The following is an 11,446-nucleotide window of genomic DNA, read 5'->3' as shown; positions in this document are numbered from 1 at the left end:
TTATACCAAAGTGTTGCATTTATGTGTCTATTTAGGGACAAAATTATTTTTAAATAGTTCTTACCATTCCGTACCGATTAAGAATTTTCCTCCGTCAGCCTGTGTTTTTGCACCATCCACTTTTCCACATAGCCGATATATTTCTCCAGAACCTGATTTGTTCCCTCAATCTCCTCCGGAGAAAAATTCAGTTCCTCCATCCATGCTCCAATTACCTTTTCATCATATTCCAAATGGCATTTATGCACCCGCTTTCCCTGTTCTGTCAGATACAGACGAAGCACCCTGGCGTCTTTTTCATCTTCTCTTCTGGCAATTAACCCCTTTTTTTCCAGTTTTTTGATCATGACGGAGGTTGCGCCTTTGGTACGGAACATTTTATCTGTCAGCTCCTTCTGGGTGATTCCCTCCTGTTGGGCAACTGCCTTCAGCGTATGCACTTCATTGGAATAGAGCAGTTCTTCTGTCCCGTAGTGCTTTGGCTCCTTTTCCATCGCTGAGACCATCCGTTCCACTGAATACAGATTTTCCATTAATCGGATTGCTTCTTTCATATCTTTCATGGGTTTCCTCTTTCTTGTTTTGTACTTACTCCTCTTTTCGATAGAGGGTCTTTCCCTCCTTCACTGTTTCCAACACCTGAATGTCCCGAATCTGCATCTTATCTGTTTTTAAAGGATTCCGGTCAAGCACCACAAGATCCGCAAGTTTGCCGGCCTCCAGAGTTCCCTTCCTGTCCTCTTCGTGGTAGGCGTAGGCGCCGTGTATGGTAATGCCCTTTAATGCCTCAAACACGCTGATGCACTGCTCCTGGCCGATGGGCTGTCCGGTTCTGGTAATCCGGTTGACTGCGCACCAGACGGTGTGAAGCATGTCCGGCTCCACCACCGGAGGATCTTGATGGAAATTATACACAAGTCCATACTGAAGCGCCGATTTCACAGGGCTGATTTGGCTGCCCCGCACCGGACCTAGATTTTTCAGGTGCACATCGCCCCAGTACCAGGTATGGGCCACAAAGATAGAGGGAATCATGCCAAGGCGGGACATCTCCTCCAACTGCTCCTCCCGAACGGTCTGGCAGTGAATCATCACCGGCCGAAGCGCACGTACCTGCTCCAGTTTTTCCGGCATGTCCGATACCGCCTGGGAAAATGCATCCAAATACTGCTGAGACGCCGCGTCTCCATTACAGTGAGCCAATAACTGCCGTTTGGCTTTAATGGAATTTTCCACCCACTGCTTTACCTGCCCGTCGGTGCAGGCCGGATATCCGCAGTAAGTCTCTTCTCCTTCATAGGGCTTTGACAGCCAGGCTGAACGGCCTTGGGGAGAACCGTCCAGAATAATCTTCTCACCGCCGATTTTCAGACGGCCGCAGTATTGGTTCTCATAGGCAGGATAAGCCTCCACGGTCTGATTTGCCTCATCCGCCATCAGATAAGCAATCACATCCAGGCAAAAACCTCCCGCCTCTGCAACGGCCGCAAGTTTTTGAAACGCTGACGGGTTAACTGCGCCGTCCTGCACCGTTGTGATTCCGTATTTTAAATAAGTGTTCTGGGCCAGCTCCATCTGCTTTTCAAAGTCTGCGGCTGCCCTGGAAAACATAAACATCAGAACTTTTGTCATAGCCGGAACTTCTTCTATATAACCGTTGGGCTCTCCGTTTTCCTCCCGGCCGAATTTCCCGCCTTCCGGATCAGGCGTATCTTCTGTAATGCCGCAGGCTTCCAAAAGCGCGCTGTTCGCCACGCACATATGACCTGAGGTATGGAGGATGCAAATGGGAATTTCAGCGGAAACCCGGTCAAGAACTGCCTTTGTGGGATGTTTTTGTTCTGCCAGAAAATTGTGGTCATAGCCATAAGCTATCATAACGCCGTCCTGGATATCCTTTTCTTTCTGATATGCCAGAAGCGTTTTTTCCAGCTGCTGAAAATCCGTGCATTTTCCCAGGTTTGCAAATGCCGTGTACTGGGCCAGCATCGTGATATGCCCATGGGCGTCAATAAAAGAAGGCATCAGGGTTTTTCCCTGCAAATCCACCAGTTCTGTTTCTGCCGTACAGCGCTGTTTTGCTTCCTTTAAGTCGCCCACAAAGGCAATCCGTCCCTTAGAAACAAGAACTGCTTCGGGAGCGTCGTTTTCCTTTCGCATGGTAATAATGTCGCCGTTATAATACAATTTCTCCATGAAACTTCACTTTCCTTTCTCCAATTAAAATTGTCAGTAATATTATTATATACCAAAAACTGCCGCATGAAAGGCTAAAAGCAGCAAAATCTGGAAATTTTTTTAAATCGCTCCATATTTGCCTTTTGTTGCCTTCCTGCGACAGCTTTTATAGCACATATTGTTACATAACAGCTGCAATCCTGCGGCTGACGTTTATTTCAGCTCCGGCCAGTATTCCCGGTTTGCTTCGATCAGGTCATCCAGAACTTCTTTTGCCACTTTCATGCTTGGCACCGTCTTATTCAGCGTAAAAGCCTTTAAAACTTTCTCATAAGAACCTTCGATGCAGCCTTCTACCAGAAGTTTTTCGCAGTTTAACTGCTGCATCATCAGCCCTTGCTGAAACAGGGGAATCTCGTTCTGCGCAATTACCTCCGGGCCATTTTTGCCGATGTATGCGGGAACTTCCACCATAGCGTCAAAGGGCATGTTGGGGATTGCGCCCCTGTTTTCAGTGATAATCAAAAAGCGGGCTTTTGTATCGTTCTTTAATGCAATTGCCAGATCTGCAATCCAGTCCCCGTGGCTTCCTGCATAGAATACGCTTTCGTCAATTTCTCCGGTGGAAAGATATTTGTCAATTCCCTGGAAAAGCATTTTCTCACGGGTCTCCATTACCTCATTGGCACGGGTGTGAGTCACATCGGAATGCTCCACAAATTCTTTCTGCTGCAGATAATAATTCAGATAGGTGTTTGGCAGCGTCTCCGGGAAATTCTGCATAATCTCATAAACACCTTTCCAAACATAGTACCAGCTTCCCTTTGCATGGCGGTTCTCATTCTCCCCGGCTCCTATCAGGCCTTTAAAATTCTTCAGATATGCCTCGGGCAGCAGGATTTCGTGCTTCATAATATAATCCTTCAGTTTGGGCATTACATCCTCGCCCTTGTGTTCAATCGAAGTGAACCATCCGAAATGATTCAGTCCATAGTAATCATAGACAATATCTTTTTTATCAATTTCCAGGGCAGCAGCCACCACATCAATGATGGCAATGGGCATATCGCAGATATTGATAATTCTTGCATTGGGACGCAGCTTCCGGCAGGCTTCTGAAACAATGGAAGCCGGATTGGAATAATTCAGTATCCAATGGGTGGGCTTCGCATATTTTTCCGCGTCATCAATGGCCTGCATCATGGGATAAATGGTGCGCATAGCGTATGCCATTCCGCCGCAGCCGCAGGTTTCCTGGCCCACACAGCCATGCTTCAGAGGAATCTTTTCATCCAGCTCCCGCATGGCATATTTGCCCACGCGCATCTGTGAGAAAATAAAATCCGCATCCGTATAGGCTTCTTTCGCGTCATAGGTCACGGTCAGCTTGATTCCGCATTTCAAATCTTCATCCAAAATCCATTTCACCAAAGCGCCTACCTTGTCCTGACGCTCCTTATCCACATCAAAGAGACGGATTTCTTCTACCTCAAGCTCCTCCCTGCGCAGTGCAATTGACTTTACAATTCCGGGGGTAAAAGTACTTCCCCCTCCTACAATAGTGATAATCATCTTTCTTCCTCCTAGTTTTTGTCATTTCGTCTATGTAATTCCCAAAATTACAGTGTCTTTAAATAATCCTCTACCGCGGTTCTCACTTCCGCCACTTTCAGCCCGATGATAATCTGAATATCATCATCTTTTTTCACAATTCCGCTGTTGGGCACCTGGTTGATCAGATCATCCTTCAAAAGAGAGGGATCTTTCACATTAACCCTCAGCCTTGTGAAACAATTTTCGGTAGAATTGATATTCTCTTTTCCTCCAAGTCCTGCCACAAGACTTGCGATATTTGCAGTAAGAGCTCCGCCGCCCGACGCTGCTGCTGACGCTGCCTGCTCCGGCTCCTCCGACGCTGCCGCTTCCCGTCCCGGAGTCTTTAAATCAAGCTTCTTAATCAGGAAGCTGAACACCGTAAAATAAAGCACAATCTGGATTGCAGCCAACACATACATCATAGGCCAGTTGGTCTTTTCTGAACCTGCCGCCAGGTTTGTAATAAAGGAGGACAAAATATTTCCTCCGCAAAAAGCCGTAACCCCGAACACCTTTAAAAGCGCCAGGAATAACCCGGCAATTACTGCATGGATGAGGAACAGCACCGGTGCGCAGAAGATAAACATAAAGTCAATGGGCTCGGTAATGGAAGCAAGACAGGCTGTTACAATCAGAGGGATCATGGTAGAGCGCACGCGCTTTTTGTTCTCTTTGTATGCGGTATGAATAAAAGCAGCGCCGATCCCGATATAACCGAACATTTTTGTAAAACCGATTGCCATATAGTAGATACTTTCTGACATCTTATCCACAGGCATATTCAGCTCTGTCATGGCGATGGCATAAGCGCCTACCACCGTATTGTCCCCCGCCTGCAGGACGCCGCCCAAATCTGAGAACTGGAAGGGCGTGTAAACCAGGTGATGGAGTCCTGTGGGAACCAGAAAACGCTCCAGGAAACCATACAGAAACAGCCCGAACGTTCCGCTGTTCTTAATCACCCCTGCCAGTGCGGCAATTCCTTTCTGGGCCCAGGGCCAGATTACGTTATCAGCCGCGCCGAACAGAATTGACACAAAAATCATAATCAGAAACGTAAAACGCACACCGGAAAAAATCTGCGCCGCGCCGTTAAAGCTTTTCTGAGAAGTACGGTTAAACACATATCCCACAATACATCCAAGGATAATTCCGCCGAATACGCTCATATCCACACACTGAATCCCCAGGATTTCCGCCTGGCCCGTTCCAATCAGCCCGATCATCTCAGAGGGCTCGGCCATCTGCCCCGTTACCTCCAGAAGCACATTGGAGGTCTTTAAATACATCAGATAGGACATGAATCCAACCAGTCCTGCATGGTGCTTATCCTTCTTGGCAAAAGCCGCCGGAATACCTATAGCAAATACAACGCCTAAGTTGTTGATAATGGTCATAACGCTCTGATACATCAGTTTTCCCAACACCTGAATGGGCGTCCAGCTCAAAAACGGAAGGGCTCCCTGAATGGTATTGTTGGTTAAAAGCGCCCCGATTGCCAACACCAGGCCCCCCACAGAAAGGTACATCAAAGGCTGTACCATGGCTTTGGAAAAAGCCTCCATGGAATTCATTATTTTTTTCTTCATAACAATCTCTCTCCTTTTAGTTCAGGCAGTGTCAAACATCACCTTCTTTTTCTCCGTAAAAAATCTTGCTTAAGTGTACCAGTAAATACACCTCTTCCTGGGAATTTAACTTATAATCAAATTCCTTTTGAATATATTCCTTCAGACGTTTGATACACTCTTTATTTTTTCGGTGCTTTTTCAGAAGCATTTCATGCAGGCTTTCCATATTGTCGCCGGTCCACTGAAACCGCTGGAAAATACGCTGTGCCAGAAACTTTAAATGTGTGGTCAGGCGCACCGTATCAATACTGTCCGGATCAAGTTCTGCGCTATAAGTATCCCGGATAATATCCATGCATCCCTTGGTAAACATCAGGGTATTGTAAGTCATCTCCCGGCTCATGGAAGCGCTTGCAAGCTGCAGGGCGATATACCCCGCCTCGTAATAGGGCAGCCGGACTCCGCAGCGGAATTCAATCTGCCGGACTGCCCATTCCCCGATTTTAAATTCCCTGGGATAAAGCATCTTCGTTTCAGCAAGCATCAGGTAAGGCAGTTCTATTCCCTGTTCATAACGCTCAATTGCAAAGCAGATATGGTCAATCAGGGACAGCAGAAGCTGGTCTTTTAACTCAAGGCCGCCAGCACGGGCATGTTCCAGAATATCCTCCGCCACACGCACCGCGTCCGGACTGGCGTCTTTCAAAAGCTGCAGAAACTTTGTCTGAAGTTCACTTTGAATATAATAAGTTTTCTCTATTTTCCGCTCATCAATTGTATCCCCGGGCCTTTTCGAAAAACCAATTCCTGAACCTGTCAGTATGACCTCCCGGCCGTCCGGTTTTACCGCTGACACAGCGCTGTTGTTATATACCTTAACGGCTTCCATCTGAAAAATCCCCAATCATGAACATTATGGCTGCCTGCACGTAATGACGGCGTCCATTCCTTTTTTTACCTGCTGTCCCCGGGCCAGAGTTGTGAACTGGTACTGGGCCGGATTCAGCAGAATCAGCATGGTAGTCATGTCAATTCCTTTTTCCTTCATCAACGCCTCATTAAAACGAATCACAGGCGCTCCCTTTTTCACTTCACTGCCCTGGGCAGCCAATGCCTCAAAGCCTTCTCCTCCGAGTTTTACCGTGTCTATTCCAACATGCACCATCAACTCAAGGCCATCCTCCCTTGTCATTCCAAAAGCATGAAGGGTGTCTGCTATCATGGTCAGCTGTCCGTCGCAGGGCGCGGTAATTACGCTGTCCTCCGGAACAATCGCTACCCCGTCTCCCAGTGTTTTTCCTGAAAATACAGGATCATTTACCTCCTCCAGAGAAATGCAGCGCCCGTCTGCCACAGCAGCAAGCTCCAGTTCTTCCTTTTTCTTAAAAATTGAAAACATTCTCATCCTCCTTTGCGGCATGCCTGTAAATACTCCGCTGGCCCGGCCGGAAACACTGCCAAAGCAGTGCAAAACCAACAAAAAAAGACATGAATTCCCTTCTAAAGAGAACTCATGCCTGATTTAACAGTAACACGCTTTATATATTTTGTAGTCCCTATTGTAGACAATATGGCAAATAAAGTCAATAGTTTTTTTGTTTTTCTTGTCATTTTGTCTGATTTCACGAAATTATTCCTGAAATTTCATACAAATTGTATACCTATCACACAATTGCAAGAACCCCGGAAATAATCAGCAGCACATAGGTGAGCTTTAAGAACGTCTCCTGTTTGATTTTCTTTACCAGCTTCGTGCCAATCCAAATACCCGCAAACAACGGAATCACCCCTGCCGCGCACAGAAAAATCACATGAGAATTAAAATGCCCGGCCTGAATCTGATTGCCGGTCAGATAACAGCCGATGGTTACCCACAGCATTGCCATGGTGGCCCTGAATTCCTCTTTCTCTTTCAAAGCGCCGGAAGCGTAAATCACCAAAAGCGCACCGCCGGACACAAACATCCCATGGACAACGCCCGCCGCTAAGATGACCAGCAGCATACCTGCCAGATGCAGCAAAGATTCAGCTTCAGATGATTCTTCCGCCGTTTCCGCACCGAAGGTTTTTTTATTCGGTTTAAGAAAATTCTGCCCGAAAAGCTTCCACAAAGCTATGCACAGAATCATAACGCCGTAAAGCGTCAACAGCTGCTGAATCGGGAACACTTCAAAAATTTTCATTCCAAGAAACATTCCAATTACCATCAGAACCGCCATTTTGCCGAATTCTTTCCAGTTAATATGCCGAAAGCCCGTCAGCACAATCAAAAGGCAGGAAAGCTGGTCAAGGATGGCGAGCACTGATTTGGCCTCGTCCACCCCAATCAGCTGAATGGTGGGCGGCATCCCCAGAAGGGTTCCGGCAAAACCGGTGATTGCCTGAATTAAATTGGCCGCAAATAATATCAAAAAAACGAGTATTTCTCTCCAGGTTATTGTCATACTGTTTCCTTTCCTCTCTGTCATTTATTGGTTTTATCCCGGCCCGGCCGAAGCTGGGTAATCCCTGTATTTTGTCAATTCATCTTCTAATGTATCGGGAGGAACGGAAAATGTCAATATGTACCGGCAATTTTACCGGGAATTTTCTGTAAAACTGGGATTCAGCTTCACCCGTTTATTGACCAAAAGCGCCACTACAATGGAAAATGCCAGAATTGCAATATTCCCGATAATCTGCGCTGTGGATGTGGAAATCAGCAGCACTACCACAGACAGCGCTGCAAGAACCATGGAAAAAATACAGACTGCCTTCAGCTTGCCATTGCATACATAGAAGGACGATTTGTTCCAAAGCTCCGGCAGTTTTTTCGGAAGCTGCATGGCAGAATATGCAATTACGCCCCGGATAATCGTAAATAAAATCACCGTGCTGTTTGCCACTGTGTTCAGATCCAGGCCAATCAGAATCGGCACTGTGCCAATCAGGTAAAAGACCAGTAAAATATAATGGGCGGAACCGTATTTCTCATTTTTCACTGCCAGTTTCCTGGGAAGCCATCCGTCCTCACAGGCCCGCAGCACCGGATACACAATCATGCCGATATTGAAATTCAATGTGGTCAGCAAAGCAAACATTGCGCCGCCTACTACAAAAAACGTATACACCGCCTTGGGCATAAAAGCTTCCGCTGACACGCTCAGAGGCTGATTTGCCACCTGCTCCACCGGAAGCACGCCTGCTGCAACAGTTGCCATCACTGCATAAATCAATACCACAACCCCAGTGGAGGCAATGATGACAAAGGGGATATCTTTGGTGGGATTTTTTGCCGCGGAACTGTAATTTACCACATACTGGGCGCCCCCTGCCGCAAAGGTCAGATAAATAGCCGCCAGTACGAAGCCGCCCGGGCCTCCTGTCATAAATCCGCTGGTAAAATAATCCGGCTGAATATGTCCAACCCCCAATACAATATAAGAGGCAATGGCAACGGCAAGCACCGCGCACAGAATATTCTGCAGCCTGGCCGCCTGTTTTACCCCCAGCAGATGCATGCCGAACAGGGCCGTCAGCACAATGGTGCAAATCAGTTTTGCAGGAACTCCCGGCACCAGAGACAGAAAATAATCTGCAAAGGACAATGTGTACATACTGATGGCCAGCGCGCTGAACAACTGTATATACAGATAAATGCCGGCCATTTTCTTTCCGCTTAACACTGCAATCTGGGAATACTGCCCGCCTACAAAGTTCGCGGTTCCCCCGATGTAAATCTGCGGAACTGCCCCGATAATCGTAATAATTCCGGCGATAATGTAGGCAATATTTACGCTTCTTCCTGTAAATCCAATTGCAATTCCCGTCATGGTCATAATGCCAACCCCGATGATCTGGCCTACCGCCATGGAAAATAAATCCCCTCTGCTTAACAGTTTACTCTTTTGATCTTCCATACCTTTTCTCCTTTTACTCCATCCAAACAAACCTTATCTGTACAATTCCTTTTTCATCCGCTCTAACGCTTCTGTCAGAATGCTTCTGGGACATCCCACATTCAGGCGGAAATGCTCTTCTCCGCCAGGCCCGAACCAGGGCCCCGGAACGCAGATAACCGCCGCATCCAATACAATTCTTCGGAACAATTCCTGATCTCCCAGATGCAGGCCGGAAAGGTCAAGCCAGCACAGGAAGGTGCCCTCCGGCCTTATCATGGTCACTCCCGGCATCTGCTCTTTCAGGTATTCCTCCACAAAGTCCACATTCGCCTGCATATAAGCCACTTCCTGATCGGCCCACTCTGCGCCTTCCGGAGTATAAGCTGCAATCACGCTCTCAATGCCGAACGTATTTCTCACATCCAGGGACATGGCTGTCTGGGTTTTTACAAAGGCTTCCCGCAGTTCCCGGTTGGGAATCACAGACACGCTGGATTTCAGTCCGGCCACATTAAAGGTTTTGCCCGGCGCAGTCAGATGAATAAAATGTTCGGCATACCGCTCGTCCAGGCTCAGCAGCGGATAATGGGTATGCCCATCATACACAATATCTCCGTGGATCTCGTCGGATACAAGCATCACATGATGCTTCAGGCAGATGTCAGCAGCCTTGATCAGCTCTTCTTTCTTCCAGACCCGGCCGGTGGGATTGTGGGGGCTGCACAAAATCATCATGGTATTTTCCGGTTTGGAAGCCAGTTCTTCCAATTCCTCCAGATTCATCTCAAACTGTCCGTCCCGTATCACCAGTCCGTTATTCACAACCTTGCGGTTATCATTTTTCACAATTGTGGCAAAGGGATCGTACACCGGCTGCTGAATAATCACCCCGTCCCCCTCTTTGGTAAACGCCCGGATCGCAATGTTAATGCCTGCCACTACGGTGGGCGTATATGTAATCCACTCCGGTTTTATCTCCCAGTCAAAACGCAGCTTCTGCCAGTAACAAACCGCCCTGTAAAAACTTTCCATCGGCGCGCAATACCCGAATATCTCTTGTTCCACCCGCTTTTTCAGCGCCTCCACAATCACCGGTGCACAGGGAAATTCTGTGTCTGCAAGCCACATGGGAATCATATTCTCCGGAATCTCCCTGTTCAGATAAGAACCCACAGCCTTTGCATGCCACTTCATGTCATTGGTCTGCTTCCGGTCTACAATCCGGTCAAAATCATACTTCATAGTCTCCACCTTCTCCTTCTTTTATTGTTTCATTGTTAAACAGTTTATCTGTTAAACTAATTATATATCATTCGGCATTTTTGTCAATATAAAAATAGAACTCAGGGAATCTTTGTGAGTTGTGCACAAATTCATTCACCTGAGTTCAGTAGTATTGTCCTGCTGTTTGGGGGTGTTGGAAGAACCTTGCGGATGATCAGTTATGGTAATATTCCATCATAAGGGCATTGGAAATGTCTTTATTGTCTCTTTCACCATCTTTCAGCGTTCCCCTTGCTTCTCTCCAGGGCCTTTCCTGATGGGTATACTGCCGAAGCGTATCTCCATCTTCTTCCCCATAAGTACCCATGACGTGTTCCATATGACGCTTTTCAGATTCTGAGAAAGAATGGGTCAATTGATAATCTTCCTTTCTTACAATCCTTCTTCCCTTATGGGTGTCAAACAACCGTTTATTGACCGGGCCGTCGACATAATCCTTAAAGGTATCATTTATGAATTCCGTCTTATAAATTCCCAAACACCATGCCTGACAGTAATACACCAGTTTCTGAAGCATCCATGTATCGACAGCTCCCATCTGATTAAGAATATAAGACGCCACATCCAAAGAGGTGGGATTGGTGGATTCCATCATGTCTGAATCTTCCCTGGGAATTTCCCTGCCTAATTCTTTTGCAAAACTTATCCATTCCTCAATCATACTGTCAGCATTGGCAAGAGATTCTTCAATGGTAACTCCATCTGCCATACAGCCGGGAAGAGCCGGAACATTCGTAATATAAGCTTCATCATCGTCACTCCAATAAAACATTTTGTTGTATGCCATATTACCTTCCTCCTTCTCCAAGCCTATATTTTTTCACGATATTCCTGATTTCACTTAATTGCAAATTTAAATTCCACCCCTCTATGGAATTTAATCTTGCAAGTCTTCCTCTGCTCAATAGTGGAATTTAATCTTTCCGAATGATCTGT

10 protein-coding genes are annotated in these 11,446 nt (G+C 46.8%); all 10 read right to left on the bottom strand.

From position 1 onward, the window contains the following. Positions 1–77: 77 nt before the first annotated feature. The 10 genes from ACTO17_RS18860 to ACTO17_RS18815 all read right to left on the bottom strand — a co-directional run bounded on the left by ACTO17_RS18860 (position 78) and on the right by ACTO17_RS18815 (position 11,297). Positions 78–563: a MarR family winged helix-turn-helix transcriptional regulator gene (locus ACTO17_RS18860; RefSeq protein ID WP_482559024.1), complete on the bottom strand. Its 486-nt coding sequence runs from the start codon at positions 561–563 to the stop codon at positions 78–80. 25 nt (positions 564–588) lie between these two features. After that, a complete protein-coding gene (locus ACTO17_RS18855) occupies positions 589–2,196 on the bottom strand; it encodes an amidohydrolase (RefSeq protein ID WP_482559023.1) in 1,608 nt (535 codons plus the stop codon). A 195-nt stretch (positions 2,197–2,391) separates the two neighbouring features. Further along, a complete protein-coding gene (locus tag ACTO17_RS18850) occupies positions 2,392–3,750 on the bottom strand; it encodes a 6-phospho-alpha-glucosidase (RefSeq protein ID WP_482559022.1) in 1,359 nt (452 codons plus the stop codon). Between the two features lie 47 nt (positions 3,751–3,797). Continuing rightward, a complete protein-coding gene (locus ACTO17_RS18845; protein WP_482559021.1) occupies positions 3,798–5,363 on the bottom strand; it encodes a PTS transporter subunit EIIC in 1,566 nt (521 codons plus the stop codon). A gap of 31 nt (positions 5,364–5,394) precedes the next feature. Next, positions 5,395–6,234, bottom strand: a complete 840-nt coding sequence (locus ACTO17_RS18840; RefSeq protein WP_172537777.1) for a PRD domain-containing protein — start codon at positions 6,232–6,234, stop codon at positions 5,395–5,397. 24 nt (positions 6,235–6,258) lie between these two features. Beyond that, the gene (locus tag ACTO17_RS18835; RefSeq protein WP_172537776.1) at positions 6,259–6,744 is read right to left on the bottom strand and encodes a PTS sugar transporter subunit IIA; all 486 of its coding nucleotides are present in this window, start codon (positions 6,742–6,744) and stop codon (positions 6,259–6,261) included. A 265-nt stretch (positions 6,745–7,009) separates the two neighbouring features. Further along, on the bottom strand, positions 7,010–7,789 hold the full coding sequence (locus tag ACTO17_RS18830) for a sulfite exporter TauE/SafE family protein (protein WP_482559020.1): 780 nt from the start codon (positions 7,787–7,789) through the stop codon (positions 7,010–7,012). 132 nt (positions 7,790–7,921) lie between these two features. Continuing rightward, positions 7,922–9,244 carry an APC family permease gene (locus ACTO17_RS18825; protein WP_482559019.1) on the bottom strand — a complete coding sequence of 441 codons (1,323 nt, stop codon included), beginning with the start codon at positions 9,242–9,244 and terminating at the stop codon, positions 7,922–7,924. Between the two features lie 33 nt (positions 9,245–9,277). Then, positions 9,278–10,468: a MalY/PatB family protein gene (locus ACTO17_RS18820; protein ID WP_482559018.1), complete on the bottom strand. Its 1,191-nt coding sequence runs from the start codon at positions 10,466–10,468 to the stop codon at positions 9,278–9,280. Positions 10,469–10,664: 196 nt separating this feature from the next. After that, positions 10,665–11,297: a type II toxin-antitoxin system antitoxin SocA domain-containing protein gene (locus ACTO17_RS18815; protein WP_482559017.1), complete on the bottom strand. Its 633-nt coding sequence runs from the start codon at positions 11,295–11,297 to the stop codon at positions 10,665–10,667. Between the last annotated feature and the right edge of the window lie 149 nt (positions 11,298–11,446).

This window comes from Petralouisia sp., from assembly GCF_056822245.1.
The sequence above is the reverse complement of the archived record's forward strand: the minus strand, read 5'-3'. Positions and strand labels throughout refer to the sequence as shown.

Bases quoted from the DNA above. Each gene is read 5' to 3' on its own strand.
- ACTO17_RS18860 (WP_482559024.1), bottom strand. From the start codon at position 563: ATGAAAGATATGAAAGAAGCAATCCGATTAATGGAAAATCTGTATTCA.
- ACTO17_RS18855 (WP_482559023.1), bottom strand. From the start codon at position 2,196: ATGGAGAAATTGTATTATAACGGCGACATTATTACCATGCGAAAGGAA.
- ACTO17_RS18850 (WP_482559022.1), bottom strand. From the start codon at position 3,750: ATGATTATCACTATTGTAGGAGGGGGAAGTACTTTTACCCCCGGAATT.
- ACTO17_RS18845 (WP_482559021.1), bottom strand. From the start codon at position 5,363: ATGAAGAAAAAAATAATGAATTCCATGGAGGCTTTTTCCAAAGCCATG.
- ACTO17_RS18840 (WP_172537777.1), bottom strand. From the start codon at position 6,234: ATGGAAGCCGTTAAGGTATATAACAACAGCGCTGTGTCAGCGGTAAAA.
- ACTO17_RS18835 (WP_172537776.1), bottom strand. From the start codon at position 6,744: ATGTTTTCAATTTTTAAGAAAAAGGAAGAACTGGAGCTTGCTGCTGTG.
- ACTO17_RS18830 (WP_482559020.1), bottom strand. From the start codon at position 7,789: ATGACAATAACCTGGAGAGAAATACTCGTTTTTTTGATATTATTTGCG.
- ACTO17_RS18825 (WP_482559019.1), bottom strand. From the start codon at position 9,244: ATGGAAGATCAAAAGAGTAAACTGTTAAGCAGAGGGGATTTATTTTCC.
- ACTO17_RS18820 (WP_482559018.1), bottom strand. From the start codon at position 10,468: ATGAAGTATGATTTTGACCGGATTGTAGACCGGAAGCAGACCAATGAC.
- ACTO17_RS18815 (WP_482559017.1), bottom strand. From the start codon at position 11,297: ATGGCATACAACAAAATGTTTTATTGGAGTGACGATGATGAAGCTTAT.